14 protein-coding genes and 1 tRNA gene are annotated in these 17240 nt (G+C 50.2%); 12 read left to right on the top strand and 3 right to left on the bottom strand.

Annotated features, from left to right (window positions below):
* Positions 1-6 precede the first annotated feature (6 nt).
* The gene (gene pnuC, locus T496_RS0102015; protein WP_231477977.1) at positions 7-636 is read left to right on the top strand and encodes a nicotinamide riboside transporter PnuC; all 630 of its coding nucleotides are present in this window, start codon (positions 7-9) and stop codon (positions 634-636) included.
* Here pnuC and T496_RS0102010 read toward each other — a convergent pair.
* Positions 617-1846, bottom strand: coding sequence for an LL-diaminopimelate aminotransferase (locus tag T496_RS0102010; protein WP_027449266.1), 1230 nt, complete (start codon positions 1844-1846; stop codon positions 617-619). The genes pnuC and T496_RS0102010 overlap by 20 nt on opposite strands.
* A gap of 860 nt (positions 1847-2706) precedes the next feature.
* Between T496_RS0102010 and T496_RS0102000 the strand changes: the two genes are divergently transcribed.
* The 11 genes from T496_RS0102000 (at position 2707) to T496_RS0101950 (ending at position 14902) form a co-directional block, all read left to right on the top strand.
* Positions 2707-5142 (top strand): outer membrane beta-barrel family protein, encoded by a 2436-nt coding sequence (locus T496_RS0102000; RefSeq protein WP_231477976.1) that lies wholly within the window; start codon positions 2707-2709, stop codon positions 5140-5142.
* A gap of 89 nt (positions 5143-5231) precedes the next feature.
* Positions 5232-6488, top strand: coding sequence for a methionine adenosyltransferase (gene metK, locus T496_RS0101995; protein ID WP_027449263.1), 1257 nt, complete (start codon positions 5232-5234; stop codon positions 6486-6488).
* On the top strand, positions 6485-7267 hold the full coding sequence (locus tag T496_RS13210) for a DUF4271 domain-containing protein (RefSeq protein ID WP_052342025.1): 783 nt from the start codon (positions 6485-6487) through the stop codon (positions 7265-7267). Before metK ends, T496_RS13210 begins: the two co-directional genes overlap by 4 nt.
* A gap of 21 nt (positions 7268-7288) precedes the next feature.
* A complete protein-coding gene (locus T496_RS0101985) occupies positions 7289-8038 on the top strand; it encodes a uroporphyrinogen-III synthase (RefSeq protein WP_027449262.1) in 750 nt (249 codons plus the stop codon).
* Between the two features lie 21 nt (positions 8039-8059).
* Positions 8060-8458 carry a ribonuclease P protein component gene (gene rnpA, locus T496_RS0101980; protein ID WP_027449261.1) on the top strand — a complete coding sequence of 133 codons (399 nt, stop codon included), beginning with the start codon at positions 8060-8062 and terminating at the stop codon, positions 8456-8458.
* Positions 8451-8693, top strand: a complete 243-nt coding sequence (yidD, locus tag T496_RS0101975; RefSeq protein ID WP_027449260.1) for a membrane protein insertion efficiency factor YidD — start codon at positions 8451-8453, stop codon at positions 8691-8693. Before rnpA ends, yidD begins: the two co-directional genes overlap by 8 nt.
* A gap of 308 nt (positions 8694-9001) precedes the next feature.
* Positions 9002-10303, top strand: a complete 1302-nt coding sequence (gene tyrS, locus T496_RS0101970) for a tyrosine--tRNA ligase (protein WP_027449259.1) — start codon at positions 9002-9004, stop codon at positions 10301-10303.
* A gap of 208 nt (positions 10304-10511) precedes the next feature.
* Positions 10512-12407: a hypothetical protein gene (locus tag T496_RS0101965; protein WP_155808587.1), complete on the top strand. Its 1896-nt coding sequence runs from the start codon at positions 10512-10514 to the stop codon at positions 12405-12407.
* A gap of 22 nt (positions 12408-12429) precedes the next feature.
* Positions 12430-13824 (top strand): DUF5723 family protein, encoded by a 1395-nt coding sequence (locus tag T496_RS13205; RefSeq protein ID WP_044110444.1) that lies wholly within the window; start codon positions 12430-12432, stop codon positions 13822-13824.
* Between the two features lie 169 nt (positions 13825-13993).
* Positions 13994-14065: transfer RNA gene (locus T496_RS0101955), tRNA-Arg, on the top strand.
* Positions 14066-14086: 21 nt separating this feature from the next.
* On the top strand, positions 14087-14902 hold the full coding sequence (locus tag T496_RS0101950) for a TrmH family RNA methyltransferase (RefSeq protein WP_027449257.1): 816 nt from the start codon (positions 14087-14089) through the stop codon (positions 14900-14902).
* A gap of 52 nt (positions 14903-14954) precedes the next feature.
* On the opposite strand, the gene T496_RS0101945 is transcribed toward T496_RS0101950, so the two are convergent.
* Positions 14955-16730, bottom strand: a complete 1776-nt coding sequence (locus T496_RS0101945) for a membrane dipeptidase (protein ID WP_027449256.1) — start codon at positions 16728-16730, stop codon at positions 14955-14957.
* Complete coding sequence (locus tag T496_RS0101940) at positions 16727-17200, bottom strand: Lrp/AsnC family transcriptional regulator (protein WP_027449255.1); 474 nt, start codon at positions 17198-17200, stop codon at positions 16727-16729. Before T496_RS0101940 ends, T496_RS0101945 begins: the two co-directional genes overlap by 4 nt.
* Positions 17201-17240: the final 40 nt, after the last annotated feature.

The raw sequence follows: 17240 nt of genomic DNA, 5'->3' as shown, positions 1-17240 counted from the left end.
CACAAGATGATGATTGTTGACTATATACAGACACACCAGCTCGAGTGCTTCTCTATGGCACTGGGGCTGGTGTATCTTTGGTGCGAGTATCGCGCCAGCATCCTGCTGTGGTTCGTGGGCATCGTGATGCCACTGGTGGACATTGTGCTCTACTGGCAAAACGGACTCTATGCCGACTCGGTGATGGATGGCTACTATGCTGTAGCTGCCATCTGGGGCTTTTGCATGTGGCAGTGGGGAAAAAAGGAAGGGACGAACGCCTCTAAAGGAAAGGAGGAACACTTGGAGATAGGCCATTTTCCTATCGCTAAGCTGCTACCTGTGACGGCGGCTTTCCTGGCCGTCTGGGCCATGGTGTGGCTGTGGCTGACGTACGGCACACCGTCTAACGTGCCCATCAGCGACAGCTTTGTCAATGCCCTGAGCATCATTGGCCTGTGGGCATTGTCGAGAAAATACATCGAACAATGGTTTATTTGGGTGGTGGTGGATGCCATCAAGGTGGCACTCTATGCCTATAAAGGCATCCCGGTGAAGGGCAGCTACTATGCTATCAGCGTGGTGATAGCTGTGTTGGGCTATCAGAAATGGCGCCGGATGATGCAGAAACGGGCTGCTAACCCAACCACTTGCTGAGTCTGTCGAGGGCTATCTCGGTCTGCTCGTGACTGTTGAACGCCGTCAGACGGACATAGCCTTCGCCACTAGGACCAAACCCTACGCCCGGGGTACACACGACATGGGCGCCATAAAGCATTTCTTCGAAGAAGCGCCACGATGAGGCTCCGTTGGGTGTCTTCATCCATAGGTAGGGCGCATTCTGACCGCCATAGACCTCGATGCCCAGTTTGGTGAGCACGTCTTTCATGTGGCGGGCATTCTCCATATAGTAATTGATGGTCTCGCGAACCTGCTGTTTGCCTTCGGGCGAGTAGGTGGCCTCGGCACCTCGCTGCGTGATGTAGCTGGTGCCGTTGAACTTGGTGCACTGGCGGCGATACCACAACTGGTTCAGATGGATGCGCTCACCGTTGAGGGTTGAGGCTGTCACCTCGTGGGGCACCACGGTGTAGCCACAGCGGAGGCCGGTGAAACCTGCTGTCTTGGAATAGCTATGAAACTCGATGGCGCACTTGCGGGCTCCTTTGATCTCGTAGATAGAGTGGGGCACGTCGTCGTCCTGAATGTAGGCTTCGTAGGCAGCGTCAAAGAAGATAAGGGCATCGTTGTGCAGGGCGTAGTTCACCCACTGGCGCAACTGCTGCTTGGTGAGGGCGATACCCGTGGGATTGTTGGGATAGCAGAGGTAGATAATGTCCACGCGCTGCTTGGGTATCTGCGGGATGAAGTTGTTCTCTGCGGTGCAGGGAATATAGAAAACGTTGGACCAGCGGCCGTCCTCAATGGTGCCGGCGCGGCCAATCATCACATTAGAATCGATATAGACGGGATAGATGGGGTCGGTGACACTGATGCTGTTGTCCCAGCGCACCAGTTCCTGGATGTTGCCCGTGTCGCTCTTGGCACCATCGTTGACGAAAATCTCGTCGGCATCCAAGTGAATACCACGTGCCAAGAAGTCGTGCTTCAGAATGGCATCGCGCAGAAAGTCGTAGCCTTGCTCGGGGCCATAGCCGCGAAAACCTTCCTCGGTGCCCATTTCATCGACGGCGAGGTGCATGGCCTGGCGCACGGCAGGACAAAGGGGCTGCGTGACATCACCGATGCCTAAGGTGATTACGTTGACGCGTGGATTCATAGTGCGGAAGATCTTTACCTTCTTTGCTACATCTGCAAAGAGGTAGTTGTTGGGCAGCTTCAGGAAATGTTCGTTGACTAATGCCATAAGCGGTCTGACTCTATAATAAACAATGATGGTGCAAAGGTACGAATAATATCTCGTTTCTTTGCACCAATCTTATTTAATTTGTGTTGTGTTGCGACGGGATTTGTGGGGCAGAACCGAGGTTCTTGGCTGCAAAATTACTCATTTTTTATACAAGAATGGGATGAACGACGTGTTCTTTTATCTTAAAAATGGCAACAAGTAACAAAGTGTAATAAACGATTATCGCGCTTCTTACAATCCGAAAGGATAATATTGGTAAAATGTAACAAATCGTAAATATGTGGAGAATTATTGTTCTTTTATGGGGACGGATAAAGGATAAAAAGCCAAGGTGATATGGCTAAGATGATATGAAGATGATAAAAATACAAAAATTCTATAAAAGATTTCTTGGTGTAATGAATAATAGTTACCTTTGCACCAAAACTAGATGATGAGTCCTGGAATGTTACATAGGATACCTTCCCGATTGCTTTTCTTGTTCTGCTCTTTGTTGAGTTGGATGGGTATATGGGCTCGAAAGGGCAATGACGACCAAGAGATGGAGATGCGTTCTCGTTCGGCGAGAGATGTGTCAAGGTCGGTGAGAGATGTGTCAAGGTCGATGAAAGATTATCCGGAAGGTCTGGAAGGCCTGGAAGACTTGGACGATACGCCGATCAGTCTTTGGGACTCTATGGCGTCAAACGTCACCGTGGAACTTATATTCTGGTTGGTTGTTTTGGTGATAGCATGTTATGTATTTGGAAAAATTTGGAAAGGCTGTAGCTATTTATTGATATTGTATGCAGCGATTATGTACTTTATATACATTAATGACTAGGTTATTATTTTCTTTTTTCTTTTTGATATCCGCGATGGGCATGAGTGCTCAGGGTATGGTGCGCGGATTAGTGGCTGATAAGCAGACCGACGAGGTGCTGCAGTTTGTCAACGTACGAGTGACCGATGCCAACGGTAAGTTGGTGGGTGGCGGAATGACCGATGAAAAGGGTCATTTCGGAGTAAGTGGACTAAAGGATGGCGAGTATAGCCTGCAACTGTCGTTTGTGGGCTATAAGCCTGTCAACAGGACGTTTCAGATAACGCCCCAGAAGCGCACGGCGCATTTCAACCGCGTGTTTATGGCGGTAGATGCCCAGACGCTGAAGGAGGTGCAAATCACGGGCCAGCGTTCGCAGATGAAACTGGAGGTGGATCGTAAGACCTTCACGGTCGATGAGGTGCTGGCGGCTGCCGGTGGTAGCGTGACAGACCTGCTCGAGAATATCCCCAGTGTGGAGGTGACGACCGACGGTGAGATATCGCTACGCGGCAACTCAAGTGTTGAGGTATGGATTAATGGTAAGGCCAGTGGCCTGACCAGCGACAACCGTGCTGAGATTCTGCAGCAGATTCCTGCCGAGAGCATCGAGCGTATCGAGGTTATCGACAACCCCAGTGCGAAGTTCTCGCCCGAGGGAACAGCCGGTATTATCAATATCATCTTGAAGCGTGATCGTCGTGCTGGCTATTATGGTTCGGTGCAGACGGGTGTGAACCAGCAGGGCGGTTGGAACCTGGGTGGTAATATCAACTACTCGTCGAAGTGGTTTGATGCGTTTGCCAACGTGGGCTATCGTCGTCGTAAGGGCGATGGTGGCAGTAAGAGTGAACAATACTATAAGGATGCCAACGGCAACCGTAGCGACTATCAGATGATTGACGGTGAAGATAATAACCGTGGTGGTGGTCTCTTTATGCGTGGCGGCCTGACCTTCCACATGACCGACAACGATGACTTGTCGCTGACGGGCATGATGATGCGTGGTAACCACTCTAACGATAATAAGACGACTTATCGCTATGGTAATGTGGTGACGGGCGACGACCGACAGATGCTGCGCACCACAACGGGCGATGGCGATCATCATATGTACAACGGCGAACTGTCGTTTACGCATAAGTTCAACGAACAAGGTACGCATAAGCTGGATGCTTCGCTGTCGTTCAACAAGTGGACCAGTGATGGCTCTAATACTTATCGCAACGATACGACCTACTTCGATGGTAGTGCGCCTACCTACAGCCTGCAATACCGTCCGATGAATATCAACAACCAGGCTTGGGAGGCCAAGGTGGACTACGAGAACCAGTTGACCGAGGCCTTGAAGCTGGAGGCTGGCTACAATGGTCGTTTCTCGCACGAGAACACACCGCAGGAGTCGCAGATGTGGAACCATACGACTCAGCAGTATGAGGACGAGCCTTATTTCTACAACCGCTTCATCTACGACATGGATGTGCATGCACTTTATGCCACAGGCAACCTGAAGGTGGGCCGTATGGGCATCATGGCCGGACTGCGTGGTGAGTATTGGCGCGTGGATACCAAGAGCCGTGACTACTATGGTGCAGAAGAGCCTTTCAAGAAGGACTATTTCCAGCTGTTTCCCTCGCTGTTCTTGAACTACGAACTGACGAAGACGTCACAGTTGCAGTTAAACTATACACGTCGTCTGCGTCGTCCTTGGGGTGGACAGCTGAACTCGTTCAAGAACACACGTGATGCTTCGATGATAGAGTTTGGTAACCCTGAGCTGACACCTGAGTACACCAACTCGTTCTCAGTGAACTACCTGAAGACGTGGGCTGCTCATACGTTGTCGCTGGGCACCTACTATCGTCCAACGACCGACGTGATGCAGCGCGTGCGCTATCAGGGCACTTACAATGGTCAGCCAGTGATGTTTATGACCAACCTGAACGTGGCGAAGAGTCAGAGCGCTGGTGCCGAACTGATCCTGAAAGATAAGTTCTTCCGCATTCTCGACCTGACCACCACGCTGAATGCTTACTATTATAAGCTGGATGGCTTCTCTACATTGGTAGAGGGACAGACCGTGACTGGTGCCAGCGATGAGAACTTTGCTTGGGATGCCCGCGTGCTGGCTTCTGTCATCCTGCCTTACAGCATCTCGCTGCAGGCTACGGGCAACTACCGTTCGCGTTCGGTGATCACACAGGGTTATCGCAAGGCCAACGGCAGTCTGGACCTGGGCGTGAGAAAGACTTTCCTCGATAAGATGTTTGCTGTGGCGCTGAACTGGCGCGACGTGTTCAACACCCGTCAGTTTGAGAACTATACCGAGGGTCCCACGTTCTGGCGCCATCAGAAAAACTGGCGCGACCCGCGCATCAATCTGCAGCTGACATGGAACTTTGGCAATATGAACCAAAAGAAACGTCAGGGACGCGATGAGATGCAAGGCGGTGAGGATGATACCGAGAGCTTTGGCGGTTACGAACAATAAAAATAAGGTGTCATTCCTTTGTGGTGTGGAAAGAATGTAGTAACTTTGCACCCAGAAATCGTTAATTATTAAATAAGTAAGGACTAAATATGTCATATTTCTTTTCTTCAGAATCGGTGTCGGAAGGACATCCTGACAAAGTGGCCGACCAGATTAGTGACGCACTGCTGGATCAGTTTTTGGCCTACGATGAAAAGGCGCATTGTGCCATCGAGACCTTCGTGACGACAGGTCAGGTGGTGATCATGGGCGAGGTACGCAGTGATGTGTATATCGACCTGCCAACTATTGCAAGAAAAACTATCAAGAAGATTGGTTATACGAAAGCAGAATATCAGTTCGATGGTAATTCGTGCGGTATCCTGACGGCTATCCATGAGCAGAGTGCCGATATCAACCGTGGTGTGGAGCGCGAGGATGATGAGAATCAGGGCGCTGGCGACCAGGGTATGATGTTCGGATATGCTACCAACGAGACAGAGAGCTATATGCCTGTGTCGCTCGACTTGGCCCACCTGATTATGATCACGCTAGCCGAGATTCGTAAGGAGGGCAAGGTGATGACTTATCTGCGTCCCGACTCAAAGAGTCAGGTCACGGTGCAGTATAGCGATGCCGGTATTCCTGAGCGCATAGACACTATCGTGGTTTCTACACAGCACGACGAGTTTGATGAGGACGAGCCTATGCTCGCTAAGATTAAAGAGGATGTGATCAATATCCTGATGCCTCGTGTCATGGCGAAGATTCACTCAGAGAAGGTATTGGCCCTCTTTGGCGATGATATTAAGTATTACGTGAACCCCACTGGTAAGTTTGTGATTGGTGGTCCTCACGGAGACACCGGTCTCACGGGTCGTAAGATCATTGTAGATACCTACGGTGGTAAGGGTGCACATGGTGGTGGTGCCTTCAGTGGTAAAGACCCTTCGAAGGTGGACCGTTCTGCTGCCTATGCCGCTCGTCATATAGCCAAGAATATGGTGGCTGCTGGTGTGGCCGACGAGATGCTGGTGCAGGTGAGCTACGCCATCGGTATGGCTCAGCCCATGAATATCTATGTGAACACCTATGGTCGCTCGCATGTGAACATGAGTGATGCTGAGATTGCAAAGCGCATCGAGAAGTTGTTTGACCTGCGTCCAAAGGCTATTGAGCGCAGTCTGAAACTGCGTCAGCCCATGTATCTGGAGACGGCGGCTTATGGTCACATGGGACGTCAGTCTGAGGTGGTGACAAAGACCTTCACCAGTCATTATCACGAAACAAAGACGATGGACATCGAACTGTTTACATGGGAGAAACTGGACCGTGTAGATGATATCAAGCGTGAGTTCTCGTTATGAATGATACCCTGGAGGTAGCGGCACAAACTGGCATCGACCAGTTGAATATCGCGAACTTCGTTTCGAGAGACTCTATCAATGTGGTGTCAGGAATAGGTGTTGCAGGCGACCCTATCCCTGACACCATTACTAATAGCACTTTTTTCACGCTGTTGCTGTTGGTGTGCTTCATGGTCTATGTGGTCTCGATAGCACGTAGCTTCAGTTATACAGGTCATCGCCTGAGGGAGCTGTTCTACACCTCTCGCGAGGTTGATTCAATGGGTGATACCAGTGAAGAGAAGTTTTTTCAGGTGTCACTTATCACGGTGAACTGTCTGATGCTGGCTTTCTTCTCCTTCTGTTGGGCCACACGGAAGTTGGGACTTGCCTTTCTTAGCGACAACCGCACGCTGTTCTTGTTGGCAGCCTTTAGTGGTTTTGCCCTGTACTTTGTGTTTAAATGGTTGCTCTATTCTGGTGTGAATTTTGTCTTCTATAGGAGTAAAGAGAACTTACATTGGATGAGAATACAACGCTTCCTTTGGGTGCTGGAAGGCGTTATAACTCACCCCGTTATACTGCTGTTGGTGTATTTTGATTTATCCATAGAAAAAGTGGCTTTTTTCTTCATTTTAGTTCTTATTTTACTTAAAATAATAGCATTTTATAAGGTAAAAAGCATCTTTTTCGTTCAAAAAGGCTTATTTTTGCAATCTTTTTTGTATTTTTGTGCCCTCGAAATCGCTCCATTCGTGGCCTTGATAGGTTTTATGGAGAAGATTGTTGATACTTTATAAAATAAAATATTAGGACAAGAGATGATCAAGAAGATTTTGGTTTCACAACCGAAGCCTACGAGTGAGAAATCACCCTACTTTGATATAGCATCACGATTTGGTGTGGAGTTGGTGTTCCGCCCATTTATCAAAGTAGAGGGTATCAGCGCCCGTGAATTCAGAACACAGAAGGTCAGCATTCTCGACTATACTGCTATTGTGTTCACCTCTCGCCATGCCATCGATCACTTCTTTGCATTGGCAAAAGAAATGCGTGTTGCAATCCCCGAAGATATGAAGTACTTCTGTGTGACAGAGACCATAGCACTCTACATTCAAAAGTACGTGCAGTATCGCAAGCGCAAGGTGTTCTTTGGTACAACGGGTAAGATTGATGACCTGATACCAACCATGGTAAAGCACAAGACCGAGAAGTATCTTGTTCCTATGAGTGATGTACACAACGACTCTGTGGCTCGTCTGCTTGACTCTAAGAAGCTGAACCATACTGAGTGCGTGATGTATAAGACGGTGAGCAACGACTTCACCCCCGAGGAGGTTGAGGCTTTCGACTACGACATGCTGGTGTTCTTCAGCCCTGCAGGTATTGAGTCGCTGACCAAAAACTTCCCCAACTTCGACCAGGGCGAGATTGCTATCGCCACATTTGGTCCTGCCACAGCCAAGGCGGTGCAGGATGCTGGTCTGCGCTTGGACTTGTCTGCTCCTTCAGAGAAGTATCCTTCTATGACAAGTGCCTTGCAGCATTTCCTGATCATGCAAGAAGATTAAAAGCATATAATATTATATATTGTGACGGCTTCGGCTATATTCCAGAAACGAGAGCGAATCGTCAGCCGGAAACTGATGGACGAACTCTTTTGTGGTGATCACAGTCATGCAGTGGTTGCCTATCCGCTAAAGGCCGTCTATTTAGCTAAAGAGCACCTTGATGGGCAAGTACCGGTCGAGGTGCTCATTAGTGTTTCTAAGAAGCACTTCAAGCATGCGGTGGATCGCAACCGCGTGAAGCGCCAGGTGCGCGAGGCCTACCGCAAGCAGAAGCAGCTGTTGACCGAAAGGGTGGGAGAAGACATGATGGTTGCCGTGGCATTCATTTGGATGTCCAACCAACATATATCTTCTGCCGAGGTGGACAGTCGTGTGAAGCATATCCTGACGCGCATCGCAAAGAAGATTGGGAATGAATAGTGTGCGTAAGTTGATACTGACCGTGCTGAAGTGGCTGTTGCTGATGCCTATTATCTTCTATCAGCGCTGTATCAGTCCGTTTACGCCTCCTTCCTGTCGTTTTACCCCCACTTGTTCGCAGTATGCCAAAGAGGCTATCATTAAGCACGGCCCCTTTAAAGGACTGGCCCTGGCTGTTTGGCGCATCCTGCGTTGCAACCCGTGGGGCGGTTCTGGGTATGATCCGGTGCCTTGATACATCCTTTTCCCTCCTAAGTCGCTCGCTTATTCGTACCTTTGAACTTCGTTCTTAGGTACTCCCGTTCGGAAAAACTCAAATTAATTTGGTTTTTCTCTCACTTATTCGTACCTTTGAACTTCGTTCTTAGGTACTCCCGCTCGGAAAAACTCAAATTAATTTGGTTTTTCGCTCGCTTATTCGTACCTTTGAACTTCGTTCTAAAGTACTCCCGCTCGGAAAAACTCAAATTAATTTGGTTTTTCGCTCGCTTATTCGTACCTTTGCACTCTCAGAGATAAATAACGAAAAATTAAGCATATACGATGAAAAAGAACTTCGTTGAAGAACTGCGCTGGCGCGGTATGCTGGCACAGATTATGCCAGGCACAGAGGAACTCTTGCAGAAGGAGATGGTGACTGCCTACCTGGGCACCGACCCTACTGCCGATTCACTGCATATTGGTCACTTGTGTGGTATCATGATGCTGCGCCACTTGCAGCGCTGTGGCCATAAGCCCATCATCCTGGTGGGTGGTGCTACGGGTATGATTGGCGACCCTTCAGGTAAGAGTCAGGAGCGCAACCTGCTGAACGATGAGACCCTGCGTCACAACCAGGAGTGCATCAAGGCTCAGGTGGCTAAGTTCCTGGATTTCGATAGTAAGGAAGCTAATGCTGCCGAGATGGTGAACAACTACGACTGGATGAAGAACTTCACCTTCCTCGATTTTGCACGTGAGGTGGGTAAGCATATCACCGTGAACTATATGATGGCTAAGGAGAGCGTGCAGCAGCGCCTGAACGGTACGGCTCGCGACGGTCTTAGCTTCACCGAGTTCACCTACCAGCTGTTGCAGGGCTACGACTTCCTGTATCTGTATCAGCACAAGGGTGTGAAACTGCAGTTAGGTGGCAACGACCAGTGGGGTAACATGACCACGGGTACCGAGCTGATCCGCCGTACACTGGGCAACGAGGTAGAGACCTTCGCGCTGACCTGTCCGCTGATCACCAAGAGCGACGGTAAGAAGTTTGGTAAGACCGAGAGCGGCAACATCTGGCTCGATCCCAAGCGCACCACTCCATATCGCTTCTATCAGTTCTGGCTGAACGTCAGCGACGAGGATGCTGAGCGTTATATCAAGATCTTCACTTCGCTGGAGAAGGACGTGATTGATGCTCTCGTAGAGGAGCACAAACAGGATCCTGGTCGTCGTGTGCTGCAGAAGCGCTTGGCCGAGGAGGTCACCGTGCTGGTTCACTCGCAGGAGGCACTGGATATGGCCATCGAGGCTTCAAACATCCTCTTCGGTAAGTCAACCAAGGAAGCACTCGAGAAGCTCGATGAGCAGACCTTCCTCGACGTGTTTGATGGTGTGGAGAAGTTCGAGATTGCTAAGGACCAGTTGGGTCAGCCCGCTATTGAAATCCTGACCACAGTAGCACCTGTGTTCCCCTCAAAGGGTGAGATGCGCAAGATGGTGCAGGGCGGTGGCGTTTCACTGAACAAGGAGAAGCTCACCGACCAAAACCGTGCTATCACGGCCGAAGACTTGATCGATGGAAAATATCTCCTGGCCCAGAAGGGTAAGAAGAATTATTATCTGATCACAGTTAAAGACTAATTTTCTTATTTCTTCATATTAACAAAGGGTGAGGCTCTGTCAAAGCCTCACCCTTTTTGTATGTATTTGATATTCAAAACCGTTCAAATTAACAAAATATACGTATTGAGCGCGATTTTTCTTAAAAAATGTTTTGAAACTAAGAAATAATGACTATATTTGCAGAACTTTTAACTAATGATAATATAAACCAATAATTATAAATAAGATGAGAAACAACGGTAATTTCGTACTTCTACTCTCAGGGCTATTGGCTATGGGTGGCAGTTTGGCATTGTCAGGTTGTATGAACAATGACTACGACCTGGACAATCTGGACAAGAAAATTGGTATTGGTGGAAGTGGCCTTCAGCTTCCGACCAATAACTCTGTGAAGGATATTACACTTGATGACTTTATGGATCTTGATGAGTCAAGCAGTGTAAGTACTGATGCTAATGGCGACTATATCTATCATGAGACAGGTTCGGATATAGAGGATGTATCGGTAGATATCGACAAAATTAAGGTAGCGAAGAGTGACCCTACTTCTTACCATATCACCATCCCCAACATGCCTGCTTCTATTGAGGCCTTGAGTGTAGGACAGGCGGCTGTCTATACTGGTCCGTCTATCAATGAACATGCCGGTACGTTCAGCAATATTTCTGATGCTCAGGACTATGTTTCTGAGTTGAAATACGCTAGTGTGGATGGAGGCATCGAAGTGAAGCTGAACTTCTCACAGAAGGTAAAGCGCTATATCAAGAACTTCTCTAAGATTGAAGTGCAGCTCCCTACCTATCTTGATGTAGCTTTCAAGAATCCTGCTACAGACAATCCCAATGGTGGTGTGCTGGATTCCGCTCATCCTGGCAAGATCACCTTCACCAACCTGTCGCCAATGAACGATATCTATCTGAAGTTGGATATTGCTGGTGTCGATTTCAGTGCTGATCGTCAGACCGCGCAATACGGTGCTGTCACCTTGGTTCCTACGAGCAAGGCTGGCGAGTCGCGTGTTTCCATGAAGGGTGATGTCTATATTGATGTTACCGTTGGCCAGCTGGAGGTGCAGGATGTAAATGTTACCGATGGCAAGGGCTATGAGATTAATACCATTGTTACCACCGAGGATCTGATTGTTTCGGAGGTTAAAGGTAAGTTCACGCCAACGATCGATGTTGAAGACAGTAAGATAGACTTGGACGATCTGCCCGACTTCATGACCAAAGACGAAGTAAAACTAGACCTTTACAACCCACAGATTATCTTTAACGCAACAACCTCGCTGCCTCTGCCTGGCACCATCAAGGCCACGATTATTCCTGTAGAGAAGGATGGCACCGAGTCTAAGGACGAGAGCGGACAGTCGCGCAAGATTGTGGTTGACGGTATCAAGATTCTGGCAGGCAACAACCAAGTGAACAAGATCTGTATTGCCAAGTTGAACGAGAATATCCCCGAGGGTTGCACCGATGTAAAGACGGCCGACCTCAACAAGATCTTCTTGCCCAAGATGCCATACCGCATTGACGTGAAGATCGATGCTAAAGCCGATGAAGACAATGTTCATACGATCACCCTTGGTACCTACGACATGAAGAACATCAACTACGATGTCACCGTTCCTCTGGCATTCGGTGATAAGGCTCAGATCGTATATGACGACTCCTTCGATGGTTGGGAAGAGGATATGCCTGACGATATGGACCTGAGCAAGTTCAAACTGGAGTTTGGCGCTAAGGCCATCAATGGCATCCCTGCCTCTATGATTGTCGAGGCCGAGGCTATCCGTAAGGACGGTTCTGTGGTCGAAGATGTTCAGGTAGTCATCACACCGCAGGATGTTGCCAATCCCAAGGCAGGCGTACTGGCTGGTGCTTCTAAGGATGCCGCAGGCAATCTCGTAGAGGGTGTCACCGATCTGAAGATTGAAATCAACCCGTTGCCCGATGCTAAGGGTCTTTACACGAATGCAAAGTTGAAAGAGATAGACGGTCTGCGTTATAAGCTGGTGGCTAAACCCACACCAGGTATCACGCTGAATAAGGAAAACCACAAGATCCAGTTGAAAGATATCTCTATCAAACTGGTTGGTGGTGTCGTTCTCGATTTAAATTAACCCTTCAAACATCGAAAAGACTATGAAACTATATAAGTATATCTTAGCCGCTTCTGTCATGGCCGTGTCAACACAGGCTATGGCGCAGGAACTGAATTCTGCTTACTTCACGCAGGATTATAAGTATCGTCATGACATGAACCCAGCCTTTGGCAACGACCAGGGCTATGTGGCCATCCCCGTCTTGGGCAACCTCAACGTGCGCACCCAGGGAAACTTCGGTTTGGGCGACCTGTTGTTTAAGAACCCAACCACCGGTAAGTACGATCGCACCTTTATGCACCCCGACGTGTCTGTCGATGAGGCTCTGAAGGGCTTCCACAGCGGTGCCAATAAGTTCAACCTCGATCTCCGTCTCACCCTCATCAGCGTAGGCTTCAAGGGCTTTGGTGGTTACAACACCATTGAAATCAACGAGCGTACTATGATGGGCTTGTCACTGCCCTACGATTTCTTCCGCTTTGCTAAGGATCTGAGCAACAGTGTTTATGACTTCAGTGATCTGGATATGCATGCTCACTCTTTTGCTGAGGTAGCTTTCGGCCATTCTCGCAGTATCAACGACAAGTTGCGCGTTGGTGCCAAGGTGAAAGCCCTGATAGGTGCTGGTCGTGCAGACTTCACCATGAACAATGTGCATGCTGAGCTGTTGCCAAATGCCCAGCAGTGGCGCATCACAGCCGATGCCAAGGCTGATGTTATGATGAAGGGCTTCAAGTTCAAGTCAAAGAACTCTGACTTCAAGACCAAGCCCGGCTCTTACGAGCATATCGACGATGTCGATGTTGACGGTGGAGGCGTTGGTGGCTTCGGTTTTGCTGTTGACCTCGGTGCCACCTACAAGGTGCTCGACGAGCTCACCGTCAGCGCAGCCTTGACCGACCTTGGTTTCATCAACTGGTCAGAGCATGTCACAGCCGTGAATCCCAACAAGGAGTTTATCTTCAATGGTTTCCAGGATATGTCGGTGAACGACGATGGCAATGGCGACACCTTCGATGACCGTCTTGATGAGTATGGCGATCAGTTGGCCGAGTTTGCCAATCTGCGCGACACGGGCGAGAAGGGTAGCAAGACCACCGGTGTTGGTGCCACAGCACGTCTGGGCGTGGAATATGAGTTGCCTATGTATCGCAAAATGTCGTTCGGTTTTCTGGGCACCCGTCGCTTCAATGGTGACTTCTCATGGACTGAGGGTCGTCTGAGTGCCAACTGGAAGCCTCTGAAATGGCTCGATGGTGGTGTCAACGTGGCTGTCAGCGACTTCGGAACCAGTGCTGGTTGGATTCTGAACATCCATCCCGTAGGTGCAAACATCTTCATTGGTATGGACCACATCATGGGTAAACAGGCTAAGCAGGGTGTGCCCCTCAAGTCTAACATGAATATCAACTTGGGTATGAACGTGGCATTCTAATGTCATTCCTATATAAGTGAAATGCAAAAGAAAAGCGACCTTTTCTTTTGCATTTCACTTTTTATTCTTACCTTTGAACTTCGTTCTTAGGTACTCTCGTTCGGAAAAACTCAAATATATTTGGTTTTTCTCTCACTTATTCGTACCTTTGCAACCACTTATGAATGTTGCCCTGATAGTTAAATGGATATAACAAGGCTCTCCTAAAGCTTAGTTCCGAGTTCGATTCTCGGTCGGGGTACACCTTAAAACTGATCACGACATGACAGCAGCATCCGTTTTATCAAGTGCTCAGAACCCCAAGGTGAAGCGGTTGCTGGCACTCCAACAGAAATCATCAGAACGCCGCCAGGCAGGTCTTTTCGTAGTAGAAGGCCTTCGCGAGGTGCAACATTGTGTGGAGGTGGGCTATCAGCTCGACACCCTCTTCATTTGTCCTTCGCTCTATGTCGATGAGGCTCAGACCGACGAGCTGCTGCGTTCGCTCCCCTCGGATGTCCATGTCTTCGAGCTGACCCCGCAAGTCTATGAGAAGGTGGCCTATCGTGGCACCACCGAAGGCGTCATTGCCGAGGTGCGCACCCGCCAGCTTCAGTTGGAAGACCTGCAGTTGCGCGAGGATGCCCTGATTGTGGTGCTCGAGCGCGTTGAGAAGCCCGGCAACCTGGGCGCTGTTCTTCGTTCTGCCGATGCTGCACAGGCCGACGCCGTCATTGTCTGCGATCCCCTGACAGACCTTTATAATCCCAATCTTATTCGTAGCAGTATTGGCGCCATCTTCACGGTGCCCACGGTGGCATGCAGCAGTGAGGAGTGCATTCGCTTTTTGCAGCAGCGTGGCATCAGCATCCTGACGGCACAGTTGCAAGACTCACATCTGTACTACGACACCGACATGCGTCGTTCTACGGCTATTGTCATGGGAACAGAGTCAACCGGACTGACGGACCAGTGGCGCCAAGCAGCGACGGCCCACATCCGTATTCCGATGTTGGGCCGTCTTGACTCGTTGAATGTATCTGTGAGCGCTGCCATCCTGCTCTTCGAGGCCGTACGCCAGCGCAATCCGAAAGCTTAGTTTTTTGCTTCCTTTTTTTCTTTTCGGAAGCAAAGTGTCGTTGTTCTTTCTCCTAACGATGTTGCTGCACTTGCTGCATCACCCTTAGGAAGTTTCCACCCCATATCTTCTGTATGTCAGCTTCGCTATAGCGGCGCTGCAACAGCTGTCGAGTGAAGTTAGATAGCTCGCTGGCATCTGCCAGTCCTGGCACACCACCATCGCCGTCGAAGTCGGTGCCAAGTCCTACGTGGTCGATGCCCATCACCTCGATGGCATGCTCCAGGTGCTGCATAGCGTCCATGATGGTGGCCTTCTCGTCGGTGCGCAGGAAGCCTGGATAGAGCGTAATCTGGCACACGCCGCCAGCCTTAGCCAGCGCACGCATCTGTTCGTCGGTGAGGTTGCGTGGGTGGTCGCAGAGCGCTCTTGCCGAACTGTGACTGCACACGATGGGCGTGCTGCTGATCTCCAGGGCGTTGTAGAAGCTCGACTCAGCCGCATGGCTCAAGTCCACCATCACGCCCAGCTCGTTCATCCGCCTGATCACCTGTTCGCCAAAAGAACTGACGCCTCCATGCGTCTTGCTCCCTTTGGCCGAGTCGCAGATGTCGTTGTCGCCATTGTGGCACAGCGTCATATAGACGATGCCACGTTGTGCAAAGTGCTCCAGGTGCTCTATTTTGCCCTCAATGGCATGTCCGTTCTCTATGCCCAACATGATCGACTTGCGCCCCGCCTGTTTGTTGACAAGCAGTTCTGCCGGTGTACGCGCAATGCTCAGATAGTCTTTATTCTCTCTTGCAATGCGTTCTATCTGGTCGAAGATGCCGTCGGCATACGCCTTCGGGCTCACCTCCAGTCCTTTCTGTGGGATATAGGCCACCATGATGGTGGCGTCCAGTCGGCCTTCGGTCATCTTGGGCAGGTCCACCAGGATGCGCTCATCGCGCTGTTCGAAGTGGATGCTCTGTCCGAAGTGCTCGGCTTCGCCGCTGTCCACCTTCAGGTCAAAGAACATGGGCGTGTCGCAGTGCGTGTCCAATGTCAGGATGCGGTCGTGCACCTTCTGCACCTCGTGGTATTCCTTGGCGTTGCTCACCAACCAGCAGAACAGTGGCAGTCCGTCCTCGCCCATGCATTCGGGGTGCCATTGCACGCCTAGCACCGACTTGTACTCCGTGCTCTCGATAGCCTCGATGATGCCGTCGGCAGCGTGTGCCACCGCGCGGAAGTGCGGTCCGGGGTTGTCCACCGCCTGGTGGTGAAACGAGTTCACGGCCAGCTTGCGCGTATTATCTTGTCCGACAGACGGCTTGAAGATAGCGCATAGCGTGCTGTCCTCTTCCACGGTGACCGTGTGGGTGGCGGTGGCGCGATCGGCATCCTGCGAGTGCTTCACCGTCTGGATGTCTGAGATATCCTGCTTCACGTGCCCGCCCAGTGCCATGGCCAGTGTCTGAATGCCGCGGCAGATACCCAGGATAGGCATCTGGCGATTGAAGGCCAGTTGTGTGATCAGCAGTTCGGGCAGGTCGCGCTCCGTGTTGATGCCCCCCAACTTTGCGCAGGGCTCTTCGCCAGCGTAGAGCGGGTTATAGTCGGCACCACCGCTCAGCAGTAGCGCATCGATGCCCTCCAAGGCGCTCATGATGGCCGCCTTGTCGCTGGTGGGTGGTATGATGACAGGAGTGCCGCCGGCTGCTATGATCTGTTTGTAGTAGCCCTCGGCCAGTTTGCAGGTCTGTTCGTTGTAGTTTCCCGTAATACCAACGACGGGCCGTTGCTTCGCAGCATGCAGTTGCTTGTAGGCATCGGCCGTCTGTGACTTAAGGTCAAATGTGTTCATTCAGCTACGTCGTCAAAGTGTACCGGTATCTCACGCTTGATGCTCTGCTCCAGCGAGATCAGCGTCTCTGTGGCTACCACGCCGGGAATCTCCTGCAGTTGTCCGTTCAGCAGGTTCATCAGCTGCTCGTTGTCGCGTGCATAGAGTTTCACCATCATGGTATATGGACCTGTGGTGAAGTGGCTCTCCACCACCTCAGGAATCAGTTCCAGACGTTTCACCACGTCCTTATACATCGAGCCCCTCTCCAGGGTGATGCCCACGTAAGTACATGTCTTGTAGCCCAGCGACTTAGGGTTAACGTCGAATCCGCTACCCGTGATGACGTCATTGTCTATCAGGCGTTGTACGCGCTGGTGGATAGCTGCTCTTGATACGCCACATTCTGCGGCAACATCTTTGAATGGGATACGTGCGTTTTTTGACAAGATGCTCAATATTCGCTTGTCTAGGTTGTCTATTTTTTCCATTCTTTTACTATTTGATTAGCATTCTGAAAGCAAAAGTAAG

Source organism: Xylanibacter brevis P6B11, assembly GCF_000621825.1.
In the GTDB taxonomy this organism is placed as follows: domain Bacteria; phylum Bacteroidota; class Bacteroidia; order Bacteroidales; family Bacteroidaceae; genus Prevotella; species Prevotella brevis.
Note: the sequence above shows the minus strand (reverse complement) of the source record. Positions and strands in the feature narration are given on the sequence as shown.